The organism is Psychrobacter sp. AOP5-GZ1-6 (assembly GCF_052376345.1).
In the GTDB taxonomy this organism is placed as follows: Bacteria; Pseudomonadota; Gammaproteobacteria; order Pseudomonadales; family Moraxellaceae; genus Psychrobacter.
On the sequence record NZ_JBQSVP010000013.1, the window covers coordinates 16,743 to 37,253 of the forward strand.

General features: G+C 42.5%; 17 protein-coding genes. 10 read left to right on the forward strand and 7 right to left on the reverse strand.

Features of this window, described 5'->3' with window-relative positions; genetic code table 11:
- Positions 1 to 39: 39 nt before the first annotated feature.
- On the forward strand, positions 40 to 489 hold the full coding sequence (locus tag ACT3RN_RS03360; protein ID WP_192518207.1) for a hypothetical protein: 450 nt from the start codon (positions 40 to 42) through the stop codon (positions 487 to 489).
- A gap of 193 nt (positions 490 to 682) precedes the next feature.
- Positions 683 to 1,126 carry a hypothetical protein gene (locus tag ACT3RN_RS03365; RefSeq protein ID WP_192518208.1) on the forward strand — a complete coding sequence of 148 codons (444 nt, stop codon included), beginning with the start codon at positions 683 to 685 and terminating at the stop codon, positions 1,124 to 1,126.
- A 101-nt stretch (positions 1,127 to 1,227) separates the two neighbouring features.
- Here ACT3RN_RS03365 and ACT3RN_RS03370 read toward each other — a convergent pair whose 3' ends face one another.
- Positions 1,228 to 2,589, reverse strand: coding sequence for a Na+/H+ antiporter family protein (locus ACT3RN_RS03370; RefSeq protein WP_192518209.1), 1,362 nt, complete (start codon positions 2,587 to 2,589; stop codon positions 1,228 to 1,230).
- A gap of 405 nt (positions 2,590 to 2,994) precedes the next feature.
- Here ACT3RN_RS03370 and lon point away from each other — a divergent pair, with 405 nt between their 5' ends.
- The 3 genes from lon (at position 2,995) to ACT3RN_RS03385 (ending at position 7,076) form a co-directional block, all read left to right on the forward strand.
- Positions 2,995 to 5,556 carry an endopeptidase La gene (gene lon / locus ACT3RN_RS03375; protein ID WP_225739060.1) on the forward strand — a complete coding sequence of 854 codons (2,562 nt, stop codon included), beginning with the start codon at positions 2,995 to 2,997 and terminating at the stop codon, positions 5,554 to 5,556.
- Positions 5,557 to 5,833: 277 nt separating this feature from the next.
- Positions 5,834 to 6,361, forward strand: coding sequence for a superoxide dismutase family protein (locus ACT3RN_RS03380; protein ID WP_192518210.1), 528 nt, complete (start codon positions 5,834 to 5,836; stop codon positions 6,359 to 6,361).
- Positions 6,362 to 6,518: 157 nt separating this feature from the next.
- On the forward strand, positions 6,519 to 7,076 hold the full coding sequence (locus ACT3RN_RS03385) for a superoxide dismutase family protein (RefSeq protein WP_192518211.1): 558 nt from the start codon (positions 6,519 to 6,521) through the stop codon (positions 7,074 to 7,076).
- Between the two features lie 163 nt (positions 7,077 to 7,239).
- Here ACT3RN_RS03385 and topA read toward each other — a convergent pair whose 3' ends face one another.
- Both topA and ACT3RN_RS03395 read right to left on the reverse strand, forming a co-directional pair.
- Positions 7,240 to 9,894, reverse strand: coding sequence for a type I DNA topoisomerase (gene topA / locus ACT3RN_RS03390; protein WP_192518212.1), 2,655 nt, complete (start codon positions 9,892 to 9,894; stop codon positions 7,240 to 7,242).
- A gap of 351 nt (positions 9,895 to 10,245) precedes the next feature.
- Positions 10,246 to 10,848, reverse strand: coding sequence for a hypothetical protein (locus ACT3RN_RS03395; RefSeq protein ID WP_192518213.1), 603 nt, complete (start codon positions 10,846 to 10,848; stop codon positions 10,246 to 10,248).
- 285 nt (positions 10,849 to 11,133) lie between these two features.
- Here ACT3RN_RS03395 and ACT3RN_RS03400 point away from each other — a divergent pair, with 285 nt between their 5' ends.
- Complete coding sequence (locus ACT3RN_RS03400; protein ID WP_444518482.1) at positions 11,134 to 11,667, forward strand: DUF2799 domain-containing protein; 534 nt, start codon at positions 11,134 to 11,136, stop codon at positions 11,665 to 11,667.
- Positions 11,668 to 11,813: 146 nt separating this feature from the next.
- On the opposite strand, the gene ACT3RN_RS03405 is transcribed toward ACT3RN_RS03400, so the two are convergent.
- From ACT3RN_RS03405 to ACT3RN_RS03415, 3 genes are all read right to left on the reverse strand, one after another.
- The gene (locus tag ACT3RN_RS03405) at positions 11,814 to 12,215 is read right to left on the reverse strand and encodes an ExbD/TolR family protein (RefSeq protein ID WP_192518215.1); all 402 of its coding nucleotides are present in this window, start codon (positions 12,213 to 12,215) and stop codon (positions 11,814 to 11,816) included.
- Between the two features lie 103 nt (positions 12,216 to 12,318).
- Positions 12,319 to 13,005: a MotA/TolQ/ExbB proton channel family protein gene (locus tag ACT3RN_RS03410; protein ID WP_192518216.1), complete on the reverse strand. Its 687-nt coding sequence runs from the start codon at positions 13,003 to 13,005 to the stop codon at positions 12,319 to 12,321.
- 123 nt (positions 13,006 to 13,128) lie between these two features.
- Complete coding sequence (locus tag ACT3RN_RS03415) at positions 13,129 to 14,079, reverse strand: energy transducer TonB (RefSeq protein WP_192518217.1); 951 nt, start codon at positions 14,077 to 14,079, stop codon at positions 13,129 to 13,131.
- Positions 14,080 to 14,483: 404 nt separating this feature from the next.
- Between ACT3RN_RS03415 and ACT3RN_RS03420 the strand changes: the two genes are divergently transcribed.
- The 4 genes from ACT3RN_RS03420 to ACT3RN_RS03435 all read left to right on the forward strand — a co-directional run bounded on the left by ACT3RN_RS03420 (position 14,484) and on the right by ACT3RN_RS03435 (position 18,639).
- A complete protein-coding gene (locus tag ACT3RN_RS03420; protein WP_444518483.1) occupies positions 14,484 to 15,494 on the forward strand; it encodes a siderophore ABC transporter substrate-binding protein in 1,011 nt (336 codons plus the stop codon).
- 191 nt (positions 15,495 to 15,685) lie between these two features.
- Positions 15,686 to 16,663 carry an ABC transporter permease gene (locus ACT3RN_RS03425; protein ID WP_192518227.1) on the forward strand — a complete coding sequence of 326 codons (978 nt, stop codon included), beginning with the start codon at positions 15,686 to 15,688 and terminating at the stop codon, positions 16,661 to 16,663.
- Positions 16,664 to 16,717: 54 nt separating this feature from the next.
- Positions 16,718 to 17,800, forward strand: coding sequence for an iron chelate uptake ABC transporter family permease subunit (locus tag ACT3RN_RS03430; RefSeq protein ID WP_413469388.1), 1,083 nt, complete (start codon positions 16,718 to 16,720; stop codon positions 17,798 to 17,800).
- 68 nt (positions 17,801 to 17,868) lie between these two features.
- Positions 17,869 to 18,639: an iron ABC transporter ATP-binding protein gene (locus ACT3RN_RS03435; protein WP_192991722.1), complete on the forward strand. Its 771-nt coding sequence runs from the start codon at positions 17,869 to 17,871 to the stop codon at positions 18,637 to 18,639.
- Between the two features lie 386 nt (positions 18,640 to 19,025).
- Here the strand turns inward: ACT3RN_RS03435 and ACT3RN_RS03440 are convergent, their stop codons facing one another.
- A complete protein-coding gene (locus ACT3RN_RS03440; RefSeq protein WP_192991724.1) occupies positions 19,026 to 20,348 on the reverse strand; it encodes a PepSY-associated TM helix domain-containing protein in 1,323 nt (440 codons plus the stop codon).
- Between the last annotated feature and the right edge of the window lie 163 nt (positions 20,349 to 20,511).

Consider the following 20,511-nt stretch of genomic DNA (forward strand, 5'->3'; position numbering starts at 1 on the left):
ATAATAAAATAACAAGAGTATAATTATCAGGTATGACACATGAGCGCAAAAAACACACCTATAAAGACAGTCGTTAGCTACTTTCGCTCAAAACCGCTACGAATAGTTTTCGCTAGTGTATGGGCTTTTTTTGTCGGTCTTATTATTACTTCAGGTTTTGGGCCACACCCTTATGCGCTAGAGATGCTTGATGCGCCTGAGCCGCATGCATATGCTATGGGGCTCGTTGTCACATTGGTGGTTGCAATGCTTTTTCATTTAAGCTTTCTAGTGACTATCGATGTATATATGCGTAGCCAGTGGAAGTTTTTTACCATGCTGATTGTTACTACGTTCTTTTTACTTTTCTTCGGTATGATGGTTATACATGCACCAGCGCCACTTGGCTGGATGATTGCGTGGAGCTTTTTATCATTTCTACTGTTTTTGGTTATTTGCTTTTGCCAGGCTTGCTTATTTTTTTTACGTTGTGTATTCCGTCAACCATAGTTATGAGGATAAAAAGTTTTATACTAATTAAAAACACCATTCACCCTAAAATATCATCACAATCCAACCAAATATCAATAACAGAATGCTTTAACGGATAAATACTTATTTTTTATCAAACTATTGTTTATAAATGACCTATGAACTATAATTATTGAAAATAGTTATCATTACCGAATAGGTATCGTCCGTCATGAAGAGCAAAACGAAAAAAGGATTTATATCACCAGCTTCACTCAAGGTTATTTTTTACCTTTGGGCAATACTATTTCTGCTAACGCTTGCTGATTATGTCTATGACTATAATGGTTTTGAGCTTGCCGAACTTAGGAGCTTTGGCTTCACTCTAGCGGGATTCTATACTTTCGCACTCATGAGCTATATAGAAACCCAACGGACAAAACAGCGCAACGACAGACCATTCTCACGTATCCTTATCCTTCTTGTATCTTATATTTTCTCAGGGATACTCATGGCTTTATTCATTTTATCAGCCCTAGACTATATGCGTGGTAATTTAGCGTTAGATCATATATATGATCCCGTTTTTCAGCTATTTTTCTTCTACCTTTTACTTAAAACCATAACAGAGATGAAGAATGGTTTAGTCCATAAAGAAGCGCCTATGCTTTCGTAGTAACGCTTACCTTCGGTATCTCTTATTCAAACAAAACAAGACTTACTTCTAAGTCTTGTTTTGTTTTATCTGCTGTTATTTACAAACCATACTCTGTACGTCTACAACACCATCGCGGCTATCCAACCAAATATCAATAACGGAATATTGTAGTGAATAAAGGTCGGCACCACACTGTCTTTGATATGGTCATGCTGTCCATCGATATTCAAACCAGACGTCGGCCCAAGAGTCGAGTCTGACGCAGGAGAACCCGCATCACCTAGCGCGCCAGCCGTACCGATAATCGCCACAGTTGCCAATGGCGAAAATCCTAAAGAGATACATAGTGGTACATAAATCGCGGCCAAAATAGGAATGGTCGAAAATGACGAGCCAATACCCATGGTCACAATCAAGCCAACCAATAGCATGATAAATGCAGCCATCGCTTTATTACCAGCGAACAGTGACGCCGCACCATCAACCAATGGCTGAATCTGATCAGTGGCTTTCATTACCTCAGCGAAGCCCTGCGCAGTAATCATGATAAAGCCAATCATCGCCATTAGCTTGATACCGTCATTAAACACAGTATCAGCATCACGCCACTTGACCACGCCTGTTGCCATAAACACAGCAAAACCAAACATCGAACCTAGCAATAACGATTCTGTGTATAGCTGTACGACAAAAGCGGTCACAATAGCAGCCAATGCCACCATTGTTTTTGCTGTACTTTGGGTTTGCGCACTAGCGGCGGTTTTGCTCAATGCATCATTTTCTATAGCGGCATCATGTGCCTCTTTGTCTATCGCAACTTGTTGATACTCACGCGGCTTACGGTAGCTAATAAACACAGCCGTCAATAAGCCAACAAACATACCCAACGCTGGTATCGCCATGGCATGAGTGACCGAGATATTACTCACGTCAATGCCCGCCTCACCGACGTTTTTCAGCATGATTTCATTCAGGTAAATATCACCAAACCCATACGGAATAAACATATAAGTAGTAACCAGCCCAAACGTAATCAAACAAGCAATGAGACGTCTATCAATTTTCATACGATTAAACGCTAGTAGCAATGGCGGTACTAGTAGAGGAATAAAGGCGATATGAATAGGAATTAAGTTTTGGCTAAAGCAGCTCATGGTGATTAAGCCTGCAAACAGCATGTACTTAATCATGCCACTGGTGCCGCCCGCATCAATACGCTTGATGACCGATCCTGCCAACGACTGTGGCAAGCCTGAATGCGCAATCGCGACTGCAAACGCACCCAGTAACGCGTATGACAGCGCGATTTGTGCGCCATTACGAATACCTTCTTGAAAAGCCTCTAAAGTCTCAGTGATACCGAGACCGGCTATTAATCCACCAGCCAGTGCACCGATTAATAAACTGAGCACCACGTGTACCCTTGCAAGTGACAGGCCTAGCATGATCACTACCGCCAGTAATACTGCATTGATTGTCATGTGTGCCTCGTATTCTGTTTTCTTTGGTCTAATTTAAACCGATTAATATTTCATGATGTATGGATATCGCCTTCGTCTTGAAGAGGCTTTATTCTGAATGACCACTGTTTAAGACGCGCGATAGTTTACCTTATTTTACCTATAAAACCTATGTGTAGAACCTGCTAGATATAAGACAAATCTGTATATAAACACCTAATACGCCTTACTTTTCAACGGCTTTTTATAAAAATTTTCACGAAATAAACAGCCGTATCCATCGCAATATCTATACAGATATGGCTATTTAATCAAGATAAGCATCTGACTTGCTCAAAAAGCCTTGCAATTTTATCTGTGAGCACCATTTATCTAACAATGAACCACGAACTTGACTTTACAAGTCTGGGGAACGAGGAAAAATATATGAGTGAACATAATATTGATAAAGACAACATCGACATCGATGTATCATCTGCCCTTAATACTGATACTGACGCAAGCAATGAGTCAGAGAGCTCATCTACTGATGAGTTAGACACCACGTCTAACGTTGTCAAAGACAATGAAGACGAAAGCTACTTGCCACTGCTAGCATTACGCGACGTCGTCGTTTATCCACACATGCAGATTGCATTGTTTGTAGGACGTGCGCCATCGGTGAAAGCGGTAGAGCTAGCACAGGCAGAGTACGGCAATAAAGTGCTGGTAGTCGCGCAAAAAGACTCGCTAACTGAAGATATTGATCACGACAACTTATATCAATATGGTACTGTTTGCCGCATCGTCAGCACCATGCCGCATGACAGCGATGAGAACTGCATTAAAGTATTGATCGAAGGTCAGTATCGTGCGCGCGTTGATAACATCGAAAACCATGATGATTTATTGATGGCTCGTTTTGAGCGTACTGATCTCGATATGAGTATGGATGAAAGTCAGCAAAAGAACACTATTCAAGCACTAACCACGCTATTTGAAAGTTATGCCGATGCACGCCTACGTAATGCGCGTGAGCTAACGCGTGTGGCAAAACGTATCGATGACTTACTTGAATTGATCTACTTTATCTCAACCCGTGTGTCGATGGATCTTGACATCAAGCAGTCATTCCTAGAACAAGACGACATCAAAACACACATCAATACCTTGACTGAATATTTGGTCAAACAAAGCGCTGAACAAAATATCGAACAAGACATCCAAGAAGCGGTCCGTCAGCAAATGGAAGATAATCAGCGCGAATACTTCCTAAATGAAAAAATGAAAGCCATTAAGAATGAGCTGTCAGATATGAATGACGGCGTGTTCGATGGTGATGACGATGTGGCAGAGCTGGAACAACGTTTAGAAAAGGCTGACCTACCAGACGATGTGCGCAAAAAAGCAGAGCAAGAGTTTAAGAAACTCAAAATGATGCCACCTGCATCAAGTGAATCATCAGTGGTTCGCAACTATATTGAATGGATTTTGGACACGCCATGGAATGCGACGACCAAAGTCTCTATCAATTTAGATAAAGCCAAAACTGTATTAGACGAAGACCATTACGGTCTGCAAGATGTGAAAGATCGCATCTTAGAGTACTTAGCCGTTCAATCACGGGTGAAAAAACTGCGCGGCCCTATTCTATGTCTCGTCGGCCCTCCAGGTGTGGGTAAAACCTCATTGGGTGAGTCAATTGCCCGAGCGACTGGTCGTAAGTTCGTGCGTATGGCGCTGGGCGGTGTGCGTGACGAAGCTGAGATACGTGGTCATCGCCGTACTTATATTGGTGCGATGCCGGGTAAAATCGTCCAATCATTGGCCAAAGTGGAAGTCAAAAACCCGCTGTTCTTATTGGATGAGATCGATAAGATGGCGCAAGACTTCCGCGGCGATCCAGCATCAGCATTGCTTGAAGTATTGGATCCTTCACAGAACGATACGTTTAACGACCATTATTTAGATATGGACTTAGACTTATCGCAAGTGATGTTTATCTGTACTGCCAATAGCATGGATATACCAGCGGCACTGCTTGACCGTATGGAAGTCATTCGTCTGCCTGGTTATACCGAAGAAGAAAAAGTTAATATCGCGCAGAAGTATCTCGTCCCAAAAGCGATTAAAAATAACGGTCTCAAAGACGGCGAGATTGAGATTGTAGAAGCAGCATTACACAGCATCGTGCGTAGCTACACACGTGAGGCTGGCGTTCGTAATCTTGAACGCGAAGTCAACAAGATCTGCCGTAAAGTGGTTCGCGGTTCCGTCGAAACACATGGTGCGCGCACACCGAAAAAGGCAAATCGTGAACTGGTAGTGGTCGATGATAAAAACATCAATGACTATCTAGGAGTCCATCAGTACGATTATGGTCTGGCAGAAGAAGAGCCGGAGATTGGCCGTATCACTGGTCTTGCGTGGACACAGGTTGGTGGTGAATTATTGACCATCGAAGCAGTCGCCATGAAAGGCAAAGGCGAACTGAGCTTCACAGGCTCACTTGGCGATGTGATGAAAGAGTCAATTCGTGCGGCCATGAGCGTGGTTCGTGCACGTGGTGATAGCTTAGGCATCGATTACGAAACGTTTAAAACCACTGACGTCCACGTACACATGCCAGAAGGAGCCACGCCAAAAGACGGCCCCTCTGCTGGTGGCGCACTGACGACAGCGCTAGTATCTGCATTGACTGGTATTGCCATTCGCCCAGATATCGCGATGACAGGTGAAATTACCTTACGTGGTAAGATCCTACGTATCGGTGGTCTAAAAGAGAAGTTGCTTGCGGCACATCGCGGCGGTATCAAGCATGTATTGATTCCTGCAACCAACGAGCGTGACTTGGCTGATATCCCTGATAACGTGAAAGAAGGCCTAACTATTCAGCCAGTCGCCACGATTGAAGAGATATTAAAAGTTGCGTTGGTTAGTATGCCAAAACCACTTAAGCCTGCCAAAGTAACAGTGGATAAAACCAAAGGTAAAGCATTGCACAGTTAATAAATAGTTATATTATTAGCTTAATCTGACAAGCTCTAAAAAGCCGCTCATCGTATGATGGGCGGCTTTTTTATTTAAGCGATTATTTCTATTTCAAATCCTTTAAGGTCTATTGAATATTCAATCCGTAACCCCCTAGGGCGTGTCATCAATTAGCACATTGATATAATTTATGATACCCCTTAACTTATTAAAAAATATAAACAATAGTTCTAAATGATATAAGATAATTACAGCTACATCAAAAAACCGTTAAAACAATATTACCGGATGGATAATGAGAAAAATGATATCTGTACCTCTTTGCGCTTTTGTATTGATTATGGCTGGTTGTGAAAGCCCTCTCAGTTATATCAAATCAAGCAAACCATTTATGACGGCTAACCTTAAAACCACGTATAAAAATCAAGATGCTGGGCAAATTTATTTGCGCCGCGTCGATAGTGGCATTCAAGTATATGGCACATTGACCAACTTACCATCCGACTCATTATTGAACATTAATATCTATATGTCTGGTGCTTGTATCAACCGTGGTAAAGTAGCTGGCGGCTATCTAAACTCTACATCTGCACCACTATCACATTCAAGACTCTCTTTCAGCTCTCCGTCAGTGATCAAGGTTAATAGGCAAGGCATCGCCAAAGTTGACTATATAACAACGGATATCTCTCATAAAAAATATCGATCAAACAGTGTGTATCAGCAAGCTTTTGTTGTTTATCCCATTCCAGTTGACGATAAGGATTTGTCTTTAGAAAAGACTAACACTCGTATTGCATGCGGCATAATTAGTCAATACTAAAGGCTGAACGATATACGTTACTTACATTTATTAACTGATTGTTGCGCTTCTAGTGAATAACTATTTCAACGCTTAGCTATACTAAATCTGATGTTAAACAGCCCCTAACACCTAAAAATAAATTTACCATAACAATCAAATATAAATGGAGATAATAATGAGTAAGACATTACTAGCAAGTACCCTACTATGTGGTTCAGTACTAGCAATGACTGGCTGTCAAACCGTAGAAGGTCAGATGCAAACAGGTAATCCGTTAAACCAACCTACCCTAAAATCAACGATTTATACCGTTGGTAGTGATAAAAAAGAAGTCGGACAAGTATTCTTGCGCCCAGTCGATGAAGGTGTGCAAGTTTATGGCAAGCTGATGAACCTACAACCAGGGCAAACAGTGGCGCTACACATCCATGAGACAGGTAGCTGTGCTGACATGGGTAAAGCGGCTGGTGGTCACTTTAATCCAGACAATAAGCCTCACTCTAGCCCAAACGATATGAATGGTCACGCAGGTGACTTGCCTAACTTAACTGCCAATGATAACGGTGTCGCGACTATTAACTATGTCAATAAGAAAATCTCTGCAACAGAAGCGGGTAAGTACAGCGTAAACCGTTTAGCGTTTATCGTACATGGTGGTACAGATGATTATACCAGTCAGCCATCAGGTGATGCTGGTGACCGCGTCGCTTGCGGTATCATCGAAACGATGTAATAGCACACTAATGACATTTAAAGCTAAATGTTACTTGGGCCGAATGTTATTGAAGCTAAATGCGATTAAAACTAAGTATGATTGATAGCATAAAAAAACCTCTTAGATAATCTAAGAGGTTTTTTATGGCTTAACACTATTTATGACAAAGATAAAAGAGATTTTACTCTTCTACCCACTCGCCTTTGCGCCAGTAAACACCCCAACGCGTGGCTTTACCGTTTTTCTCAGAGCCGATATATTGCTCTTTTTTCTTACGTGACCAGCGCAATATCGTTGCATTGCCGTCAGGATCTTCGTCTGGTCCTTCAAACAGATACTGGAACTTGTCTTCCATCTTATCCTTGATATCTCTTAGCTCAGCCAGTTTCGGTGCCCGTGTTTCACGTACTTTCGGGAACTTAGACGCTGCCAAGAACATCCCAGCAGCCCCTTCACGCAAGATGAAATAATCATCATGCTTGGTTGACTTTAGCTCTGGCAAATGAATAGGATCCATACGCGGCGGTGCGGCTTCTCCTGTTTTTAATACTTTACGTGTATTGTCACATTTTTGACAGGCAAAATAAGGACCGAAACGTCCCGTCTTGAGCTCCATTTGCCCATCACATTTATTGCAGTCGATGGTTGGTGCATCTGAACCCGGTACCTCGAATTTACCCTCTTCTAAGACATAACCATCACAATCAGGATTGTTACCACAGATATGTAATTTGAGACCACCATCGACGATATAGCCATTCATCGCTGTACCACATTTCGGACAGCGTTTTTTCTCCATCAAATCTTTAACTTCTGCTGCTTCGTCATCACCTTCTGCATCATCAAGGTTGGCAAAAGCCTCAACTGGCATTAAGTTTTTGGTGCCTTTGCAGCGCTCTTTTGGTGGTAAGTTATAACCTGTACAACCTAAGAACACACCTGTTGAACCGGTACGCAATTGCATCGGACGACCGCACAGATCGCAATGAACGTCAGGTACATCCGTTGGATCATTGGGACGCATGCCGTCTTTTTCTTTGGCACGCTCAAGCGTGGTTTTGAACTCACCATAGAAGTTATCAAGCACATCTTTCCAGTCTTTATCACCTTCTGCAACATGATCGAGCTTGTCTTCTAACGCAGCGGTAAACGTGTAATCCATCAAATCTGGAAAGCTTGCCGTTAGCCTATCAGTAACGATATCACCCATTTTTTCGGCAAACAAACGTTTGTTTTCAAGCTTTACATAACCACGATCTTGAATGGTTGAGATGATAGACGCGTACGTCGATGGACGGCCGATGCCTTTTTTCTCAAGCTCTTTAACCAAACTCGCCTCGGTGAAGCGTGGTGGTGGCTTGGTAAAGTGCTGACTCGGGTCCAACTTATCAAGCGTTAATTTATCGCCTTTTTTAACATCAGGTAATAGCGTATCGTCGGTCTTGGCTGGTGGCAATACTTTGGTATAACCATCAAACACCATGGTACGACCACGGGCTTTTAGCTCAACATCATCAGCACTTACAAATAAATTTACTGACAGATATTTTGCTGGCAGCATCTGACAGGCCACAAACTGACGCCAAATCAGCTCATACAGGCGTATTGCGTCACGCTCAACCCCTTTGAGCTGAATTGACTTCATATTGACGTTAGAAGGTCGAACGGCCTCATGCGCTTCTTGTGCGCCTTGTTTATTACCATAGAAATTTGGCTTTTCTGGCACGTACTTTGTACCATAGTTGTCTTCGATATAACCTCGAGCGGCAGCCAGCGCATCACCCGACAAAAACGTCGAATCGGTACGCATATACGTGATGTGACCTGCTTCATATAACCGCTGTGCCAATATCATGGTTTTCTTAACCGAAAACCCCAATCGAGTACTGGCTGCTTGTTGCAATGTCGAGGTAATAAATGGCGCACTTGGACGCGACTGTGTGGGCTTCTCTTCGCGCTCTTTGACGATAAAATCATTGGCGTTTAACACTGCTAATACTTTATCAGTCTGCTCTTTATTGACGAGCTTAAGCGTTTTGCCACCTTGTTTGGTCGCTTCTAGACGTATACCGATCTTTTCAGCATCTTTTTTACTAGTCGCAACATGCGTGTCTGCATGAATCTGCCAATACTCTTCTGGTATAAAGGCACGAATCTCATGCTCTCTTTCTACGACCAAGCGCATAGCAACCGACTGTACGCGACCTGCTGATAGACCACGTGCAACTTTTTGCCACAGCAGAGGCGACACCATAAAACCGACCACTCGATCCAAAAATCGTCGTGCTTGCTGAGCATTCACCCGATCTATATCGAGCTTAGAAGGCTGTTTAAAGGCATTTTGAATGGCAGATTTGGTAATCTCATTGAATACCACACGCTCATATTTACTATTAGCACCACCAATCACTTCTTTTAGATGCCAAGCAATCGCTTCCCCTTCTCTATCCATATCCGTTGCGAGATAGATTTTGTCAGCGTCTTTGGCTAAGGCTTTGAGCTCTTTGATTACCTTGGTTTTATTTGGTAGCACTTCATAGACTGCCGCCCAGTCATGTTCTGGGTCGACGCCCATGCGTCTGACCAATGCTTGCTGAGTTTTTTCTTCTTTCGTTAAAGTCTCATCTTTTTTGGTCGTTGCTGGTTTTTTTGCGCTCTTACTAGCACCAACTGGCAAATCACGCACGTGACCGATACTTGAGCGTACAACAAAGTCATCACCAAGGTATTTATTAATCGTTTTTGCTTTGGCTGGTGATTCTACAATCACCAAAGACTTGCCCTTTGATTTGTCAGCAGTAGATGTGGGGCTTTTTTTGGTTGTGGTTTTTGCCATATTTGACGACACCATAATATAAGTAAATTAAAAAATATAAGTAAATTAAAAGGTATAAATAAATTAAAAGGTATAAATAAATTTAGCCGCATGGCAATTTATAATAATTGGTTATAGTCGCTCAGCGAATTATTGTATTAGCGCTTACTAAGTTTTTAACCATGACACTGAGGTATACCCTCAATAATAAATGCTCATAAAAATAGTTATAAAACAAATAATAACCATAAAATAAAGATATAGTTATAAAGACGTTACACTGCTAGCCATTAAACTGTCAACTAAAAATGACTATGAGTTTATCAAAAGCACTTGCTTATTGATTATTAATGGTGACCAAAAAATAATTTACTACCTTGTCTTATTTTTCTGCATTTCTGACGCCCACTTTTCCAAATTCTCTTTGAGCGCTAATAGATCTCTTTCAATCAACGTATGATGGTACGCAGGATTACTTAACGGACGTACATAAGCAATGTCTTCCCAATAAATAATAATGCTGTTTGCCTTAGTCCATAAACCTTTTACAAAGGGTTGAATACTCACTGGCAAATCTAGTGGCGTTTTATCCAAACTGAAATTGGTTTTTTTGACCACACTATCCGTATTACTATGATGAGCACGAATGGCACTGGGAATAGTAAGCTTAGTATCTTTTTTAATCGTATCAACAAAACTGCTATCCGGGCGCCATTGTCCATCAATCACTTGATAGCGTGTATGCGGCAACTGCATATCTTCTAGCACCAAGCAGTACTGACCCATCATGCCGCGGCCATATTCATTATCTTTGCCCTTGATCCAGTCAGGACAGGCCACTAATTTTGGGTTAAGTTGTAGCCGACGCGCAGTCATACGCAGCTTATCCAAACGCTGATCAATACCGTTAGGTTTGAGCGCCATCATACTCCCTAATACAAATAGTACAATGACAACACCAATGAATATGCCCATGATCGTCTAACCTTTTGGCTAAAGTAGTGATACTAAAAAACATGCCGCTATTGGAATAACATCATATATAGCTGCTTATAATGAGCACAAACCTAGAAAAATCAAGCAGTATAAAATAACAATCACTGTATAATGAAGCATCTACACTGTACCAAAACCGCTATATATATATAGATATCAAACACTTATACCAACCAAAAATAAATATGATAAACAAATACAAAAAATTGTCAGCCGCAAAAAATGCTATGATAAACCATAATTTTAAACACGCGCAGGTTTATTATGAATTATCTTATTAAGCGAAACTCATCGACTGCTTACTTTTCAAATAAACTGGCTCAGAAAATCACAAGCCAACCCGGTATCACCCTATCTCTGCTGGGTATCACATTACTGGCATTATCCGGCTGTGCTACCACGCAAAGCCTCACACCACAGCAATGCCAAACCAGTAATTGGGAAGAAATCGGCCGTGCAGATGGTAGCGTTGGTCGCTCAGGTGCTTATTTTGGTCATTATGCGAATAGCTGTGCAAGCATAGGCGCAGCAACACCCAATCGTGTGCTGTGGGAACAAGGACGTCAGCAAGGACTCGAAAACTACTGTACCGAACTCACTGCCTATAAGCTTGGCCGCGAAGGCTATGACTGGCAACCTGTCTGTCCGATCGAGGGTATTGAAAAGTTAGAAGAGGCTTATTCACAAGGGCGTTACTACTATATCCGCCAGCAGAACTTGGATTATCTACGATCACCTTATCCTTTCGGACATAGCCCTTTTGGTCACAGATACCATCTACTGAGACATCATTGGTAAAAAGAAAACCCCAATGAGTACTTAATTTGAGGTTTAAGTACTCAGTGAGGCTGGAGAAGATTTTATTATTTTTATTTTATTATTATACTAGCTACCTTGATGATGGTTGGCTATCTAACACACGTCATCCCTTCTATATACACGCTTTACTCATTCACAAAAGCTATCTTGGTCAGTCCTGCTTCACTAGCCGATGCCAATACTTGTGCAACGGTGTCGTATTTGCTTTCTTTGTCTGCACGTAGCTGAATAGAAGGGTTCTTACCTTCTGCACCTTGCTGCTGCAGGCGCTCATCCAACTGCTCTATTGTGAGAGGCTCACTGTCCCAAAATATGCCCGCGTCCTGATCAATACTAATCTGAATAGCTTCTGGTGGTGGATCATTCACTTGTGCACTTGTCTCTGGCAAATTAAGCGGTACAGTCGGATTAAGTACAGTTGCAGTCACTAAAAAGATAATCATCAAAACCAGCATGACATCGATAAGCGGAATGAGGTTCATCTCATTCATACCTTGGACGTCATCATCACCTAATTGAAATGCCATAATTACTCTCAATATATACTTGCTATGTGTGCTTAGTCGTACTGCCATAAAGCTGGCTGCTAGCTATCTGGTTGAGATAACAGCCACGATTTTACTATGTATTCTACGGCTGTGAGGTAGACGCATTGCGATATGATCTGTCAGTTTTACTCGCTTGCGCGCTACTTGGAGTTACTGATACGGCGACTGGCTCAGCGGCTGTCTTCTTACTCACATTATTAATAGTTGACGTATTTATGTGTGCAGCATCCGCCAGTAAGTCATGCGCTCTGTCATTTGCGTGATACATCACACGGCGATTGATACGTATAGCAAGGTTATAAAAGACCACCGCTGGAATAGCGACAGCGATACCCAAGCCTGTCATGATAAGTGCTTCGCCAACAGGTCCTGCCACTTGTCCTAGTCCTGCTTGTCCACTTGTACCAATACTATGCAGCGCATGAAAAATACCCCAAACCGTACCAAACAGACCGATAAATGGTGCAATCGCTGCCGTCGTACCAAGGATAGGTAGTCCACGCTCACTAGAAAAACGATAGCGACCAATATGCTTGAGTAACGCCTGCTCGATTATGACGCGACGCGTCGGCGCATCCACTTCTCTCAATCCAGTCTGTTTGGCTTGAATTTGATGAGCCAAATCATCGGCAACCGTAGAAGCCAGCTTGCGGCTCTGTAGTACACGAATGATACCCGTCACCCAAGAGATAAGGGATAAGGCGAATAGTAAAAAGAACAAGGTTTTGGTCACCATGTCACTATATTGCCAGTATTGCATAAAGTCCATGTCAGACTCCTTCGTCTTTTGTGTTATGACTTGATATCATTGCAGATAGCACAGTTGCTTTCATTATGACAATGTTATTTAAAATTATTAATATTGATATCACAATTTATAAAAAACTTGGTATTACTTTGGCACTTTATAAGAAACAGTAAATGTGACATTTCCTACTCTTGGAACACCATTTTCAGTAAAAGGTTTAAATCTACCAGATGTGACTTGTCGTTTAGCTGCATTATCAACTGCTCTATTCTCTGACGACCTTGCCACTCTCACATTACTAATAACACCTTGTTTATTGACGGTCATTTTCAGTACAACATTAAAAGTCGCACCTGGACGAGCGCTAGATGCAGCACGTTTAGGAAATTCGAAGTTTGGCTTAGATGCCCAGCTGGCACTATTAGCAGTAAATTGCACCGGTGTATTGTTAGCAGCCGCAGCCGCAGCTTCCGCTTCTTTTGCTTTTTGTGCCGCAGCTGCATCAGCAGCCGCTTTAGCATCAGCTATTTCTTGAGCCCTCTTTGCGTCTGCTGCAGCTTGTACCTGTGCTGCTTTTGCATCGGCATCGGCTTGTGCTCGCTGTTGTTCAGCTAATAATGCATCTCTTCTCGCTTGTTCGGCTTTCGCCGCCAAAAGCTTGCGCTGATCATCAGCCACTTGCGTCATATTACTTTTTTGAGGGGCAGTTTTTTGTGGCGCAGGTGGTGGTGTGAACTCAGCAGGCTTAGGCTTTTCAGCTTTTTTCGCTTTCGGCTTCTCTACTGGTTGCTTTTTCTTCACAACTTTAGGCTTGAGCGCAGCAACTGGCTTCGCTTTTGGCTTAGGCTTAACCTCTCTGACCGGTTTCGGTTTTTCTTCAATTTTCACCTCTTCAATCTCCACAGGTGGTGGTGGAGGCGGTGGCGTGACCAGCTCTATCTCAATAGGTGGTGTCACCTTTTCTGGTTCTACTTTCATCTCAGGCGCTTTGACCGCCGCTAATGCGACTGCCGTCAGCGCATGCAATCCCACAACTATAGCGATAGTCGCGAGAGTCAATTTAGGTGATGGCGCGTCTAAATTCGTTGAACTCATAACACCCTAATATTAATTAACGGAGATAGAATGGCGTAGATAATAATGTAAACGATAATTATTATCAATACTAAATTACAATAATTTTCCTTATTTGAACAATTATATCAAACCAACTTCAGTTTGTTAATAAAAACCATTATCATTTGTATTGATAATCAATCTCAATTGCCTTATCATTGCCATTCTTTGGTTACTTATAAAGTAGTATTACCTATTTTACACAAAAAAATGTAAACACACCCATACAGTAAATGTAAAACCAAGTGATCAGCAATAATAGCTGCCAAAGCAACACCGCCGAGCATTGTCAGGTATATATCTTATATTAGATAAGCTCATTTCATTTTTTATACGGGTACTCATCTTCCTTATACCCAAACCAATAACATACCGAGTTATTTATGGCTACTTCCTTATTCTCTAATCCTTCGTCTACGTTTTTTAAACGCCCATTACTGACTGCTATGATAACTGCACTGGTTACTAGTATCAGTGTGGCAGGCTGTAGCTCGCCTGAATCTAGCGATGCTGAGACAACGGATACCACCACTGAAAACCAAACTGCTGACATCATTACTCTTGATACAGTAAGAGGAGATGTTGATTTAGCAGTAAATCCATCGCCTGTCGTGGTATATGACATGACGTTGATGCAAGATTTAGCAGCACTCGATGTGGCTATTGATGGCGCGCCAACTACTACAGAATCTCTAGACAATCTTCATTCTAAAAACCAGCCAGAGCCTACAGTTGTGGGTACAGTATTTGAGCCAGATCTTGAGGCACTGAACGCCATGCAACCACAAGCCATTTTAGTTGGCTCACGCATGGCCGAAAAATACGATGAGCTGTCTAACATCGCACCAACACTAGACATGTCTATCGATACCGCCAATATCTATGAATCAAGCAAGCAACGCTTGGCTGATTTAGGCGCATTATTTGGCAAAAGCGAACAGGCTGCTAAGCTACAACAAGACATCGATGGTTTGATTGAAGAAACCAAGGCTGTCACTAAAGACAGTGGTAAGGGTCTAGTGGTCATGGTCAACGGCAATAAAATGTCGACATATGGTGCTGAATCACGCTACGGCTTTATTCATAATGTCGTAGACATACCAATCGCTGATGATCAAATAAAAGATGGTCGTCATGGTCAACCAATCTCTTTTGAATACCTACAAAAAGTAAATCCAGACTGGTTGTTTGTGGTAGACCGTAGTGCCGCTATCGGTGCAGACAGTGTTGGTGCAAAAGCAGTATTAGACAATCCATTAGTAGCACAAACCACCGCATGGAAAAAAGACCAAGTGGTTTATCTCAGCCCAGATTCTTACCTTGCGTTTGGTGGCTATTATCAGTGGATACAAGATTTGACAACCATCAGAGATGCCTTTACTAACGCTAAGTAAACGCCACTTTTGTTTTAGACCGTTTTTCATGACCGTCTTTACAACTTATTTGTATGCCAGTAGCCGTTATGTCTTTATTTTCACATCGTGCACAGCCCAGCGTTAAATCCAGTACTTCTTTGCCAGCCGCATCAGCGAGTTGGAAAAGCGGTACTGGCAACAGTCTCAACTCTAAAAATCGCCGTGCCGCCATGCCACCATGGTTAATCAACACGGGCAGCCTCATTATTATGGGGCTTTTGGTGTTATTGAGTTTATCTATTGGCGTGGCAGATTTTTCATGGTCTGGTGTGTTACACAGCCTTATCAATCACAGTGCCAACTCTGATAGCTCGCTTTTTTTAGTTAGCCGACTGCCCCGTACTATTGCAATTATCTTGACTGGCGTCTCGATGGCAGTGGCAGGAATGATTATCCAAGTGGTGCTAAAAAACCGCTTTGTTGAGCCATCAATGGTCGGCGCCACTCAAAGCGCGGCGCTCGGACTGCTAGTGGTCAGTCTACTATTCCCAGCCAGTGCGCTTATTATTAAAATGGGCGTGGCCACGATCACAGCGGTCTTTGGCATGATGCTGTTTATGCTACTCATTCACCGGATCCCGCCGACTGACTTTTTGATGATTCCTCTGATCGGCATCGTCTTTGGTGGCATTATCGAGGCGGCAACGACCTTTATCGCTTATCAGACTGAATCGTTACAGATGCTGAGCGTTTGGCAGTTTGGAGATTTTTCTGGTGTACTAGCGGGTCGGTATGAGCTGCTTTGGCTGACAGGAGGTCTCTGCGTGTTGGCTTATATCATTGCTGATAAGCTGACCATCGTGGGCTTGGGTGACAATATCGCGCTGAACCTAGGCATTAGTAAACGACAAGTTACGTGGCTTGGCGTTGGTATGGTTGCAATGATGAGTGCTGTTGTTGTGGTCACCGTTGGCATGATTCCTTTTATCGGTTTGGTCGTTCCCAATATCGTCAGCCGACTGATGGGAGATAAGTTACGCCGTAGCTTGCCAGCAGTGGCGCTACTCGGTGCCTCGGCTGTCCTACTCTGCGATATCATTGGTCGCTCTATCCGCTATCCATTTGAAGTACCGGTCGCTACAGTATTTGGGGTGGTTGGTACGGTACTGTTTTTATGGCTGCTGTTACGCGCTCCCGCTGATCGATAAGCTTATGCTTATGCTTGATGCTTATGCTTATGCTTGATACTACAGGACTCACGCATGTTTTCACCATCTACGCCCCACTCCAAAAAAACCAATCATGCGAAAAACAGCATCAGAAAAAAAGAGGTCTTAAATAACGGTGCTCATGCAACAACGTGGCAGGCTCGTATCGCCCAATCTTGGACATGGATTGTGAATCACCCAAAGTCAATCGCTACTGCCGTTTTAGCAATTTCAATGCTGCTGTTTTTGACACTGAACGTCAACGGACATTGGGACTTTGCCCTACCCTTACGTGGCAAAAAACTGCTGGCGTTAATGGTCGTTGGCTATGCGATTGGGGTCTCAACACTACTATTTCAAACCTTAACGCACAATCCAATTCTCACGCCTTCTTTATTAGGTTTTGACTCACTATATATCTTACTACAAAGTCTACTGGTGTTCTTTTTGGGGGCAATCAGCTTTACCAGTATTGATCCCCTTGCCAAATTTAGCCTTGAAATTGTCCTGATGTTTGGGGCGTCATTATTATTATTTAAGCTGCTATTTTCAAAGAGCAGTCAAGATTTGACTCGATTAATATTGGTCGGTGTTATCTTTGGTGTGTTATTTCGCAGCTTATCAACATTGATTGCACGGCTAATCAACCCTGATGATTTTGTCGTCGTACAATCAGCTAGCTACGCGCAGTTTAATACAGTCAACCCTCAGTTACTCGGTATCAGTGTATTTATCTGTGCTATCACGGCGATATGTGTATGGCGCTGGCGCTATCAGTGCGATGTACTGATGCTTGGTAAATCCCAAGCCATTAACCTTGGTATCCATTATCAGCGCCTAGCATTTGGACTATTGACCATTATCGCTATATTGGTCGCCACTGCTACGGCGTTGGTTGGCCCTGTGACCTTCTTTGGCTTATTGGTGTGTGCCTTGACCAATCGTATCGCTCGTCACATGTATCACACTGAACGGCTGATATTGGTCAGCTTGGTTGCTATGATTTGCTTGGTACTCGGTCAAACTGTCTTTGAGCAAGTACTGGGTATGGCAGGTGTATTATCCGTTGTGATCGAATTGGTGGGTGGCTTAGTATTCTTATTATTAATTTTTACGACACAACGTCGCCGTCGATAACTCGTGATACATAGCGGGCATTTAGCACTCTTAATCAAAATTAGCACTCTCTAAAAACAAGAAGCACTATGATTAAATTAGATAATATCTCATACCATATCGGCAAACAGCAAATCCTGCATGACATTACGTTGTCCTTGCCAAGTGCACAAGTCATTGCGTTGATAGGTCCAAATGGTGCTGGCAAATCCACCTTATTTTCGGTTATGGCACGCTTGCAGCCGTTACAGTCAGGACAAGTGAGTTTCGCTGTAGATAATGAGGAACGTGATATTGTCAGCTGTCATGCGCGGACCTTGTCCAAGACCGTCGCGATGCTCGGGCAAGAAAACCACGTGCAAGGACGACTACGCGTACATGAGCTGCTGATGTTTGGACGCTATCCATATCATCAAGGGCAACCCACAGCAAACGATCAGCAAAAAGTACAAGAAATTATCGAGCGATTTGAGCTAGAACTATTGGCCGATCGCTTTTTATCGACGCTATCTGGTGGTCAACGCCAGCGCGTATTGATTGCGATGATTGTTTGCCAAGATACGCCGTATTTATTGCTTGATGAGCCATTGAATAATTTAGATATGTACCATGCTGGTCGACTGATGCGTGAGCTGCGTGAGCTTAGCCACAGTCAGCAAAAGACCGTGGTGATTGTATTACATGATATCAATCAAGCAGCACAATTCGCTGACACCGTAGTCACTATGAAAGAAGGCCAAGTGATGGCTGTTGGTCAGCCTGTCGATGTCATCACACAAGAGACGATGAAAGAGCTGTATAACGTTGATGTGACCGTACTGAACCATCAAGGCCGTCCAGTAATTGTTGATGCGGTTTAAATACAGAACTTTGCAGACGAAAAAAGGAATTCTTGATGCATAAAATGCTATTAAATCATCGATGGATAAACTATAAAAATCTATTGATACTGTTTTTAATCGTGAGCTTTTGTCTGTGCCTGTCTTCTGCTGTAGATAAAGACATAGCAAATACCTTTTTTTGGTTAGGAATAACTTTATATGCGCTAAGATTAGTCGTTATTCCTATGGACTTTACTCAAGATATTGCTTCAGTAGATTATACAAAGAACTATGATAAAAATAATACATGGCATAAATGGGTTATGCTAGGTGAGAAGTTTGCTTCCTTTATTTTTACTGTCTGGATAGCATACACAATATTTGTGCAATTAAGTTGATAGAATGCCCTAGCCAATTTGGCAATATCACCTGCCTTTTTGCAGCGCCTTTAATCGACTTTGACGCCCTTTCCACCACAGATAAACACCCGTCACTGACAACACCGTCACAACCAAACCTAATACTGCTAAAAATATCTGATACAACAAATGACCGATACCGTGGCTAATATGCCCCATGTGCAAGCTCATTAACCAATTGTTTGTTTTACCACCGAATGATGAGTTTTGATAACCAAAATTCACACGCTCAACGTTACCGGTTTTTGCATTGACCGTGATAGATGATGCACCGCCTTTTTTGCCAATATCTTTATTCGTCTTAAAGCGCAGTTGCCATTGACTGTCATCCTCAATCCAACGTATACCCAATAACTGCTGTACGCTCATGCCCTGACGTTGAGCCGCGATGGCAGCCTGCTCACTTAAATAAGCAATGCTATTGGCCTTATTGACCACATCAACAGTACCCAGAGCACTGATGTCAGTGGCTTCAGTGCTAGCTTCGACACTAGGTGACTTTCTCATTTTCTCAGGTGGTTTTTTTGACTTTTCTTGTTTTTCGCCTCGTCCTTCTAATCCAACGACTGCCTGCATCACGGGTCGATAGACTTGCTGTAAATTAAAACCAACACTCGACCAAGCGATGACAAATAAAATACCCCAAAGCCATAACCCGAAAGCATGATGCAAATCATAATTGAGTTTAAACAGGTTACTCTTGGTACGAATTTTCCATGCTGGCAACCAACGCTTGAGAAATGACGCGCGTTTTTTAGTGGATTGTTTTTTCTGCGTCTTTTTCTTTTTAGCAGCTCTAGGAAAAGTCAAATAAAAGCCAATAAAGCAATTAATCGTCCAAACGAGCGAGACAATACCCAGTATCAACTTGCCAATATCATCAAGTAACAAGTCACGATGTAGCCAAAACACTTTCCACATGGTATTGCGCCATGCCCACTCATCTCTATCACGAGTACCGATGATATCGCCCGTATAAGGGTGGACATACACTTCTTGAAACAGTGCTTGTGGCTGGTTATTGGCAGCCGGACCTCGGACTCTATCTACCGAAAACACCGCAGACCGATCAGCCTCTATTGATGTTGGCATACTAGAAAAGGTATGTTCTGGATATGCACTCTCCACCTTATCATGAAGCGTGGCAATAGGGAGTTGTGGTGTCTCTTGGACATCAACCTGAGCCAGTTCATGATTGAAGACATCATCCAACTCCTCATGAAATGCCAATAGCGTGCCAGTAATACCAGCGATAATTAAAAACGCGGCCATAGCAAGCCCAGTATAACGGTGAATCCAAAGACAGCTATAGCGAATATTAAATGACATAAATGAATCTGCTGTTATATTGTGATAGTTATTGATTAAAAATTTAAAGAATTAGAAAGTTAAAGAATTAAAAAAGCTTCTTTAAAAGGCCTACTAAAAAACGATTGCTTAGATAAGACCATTTAAAAAAGTTACTGACAGCACAAAGGTCTGAGCCAGTAGC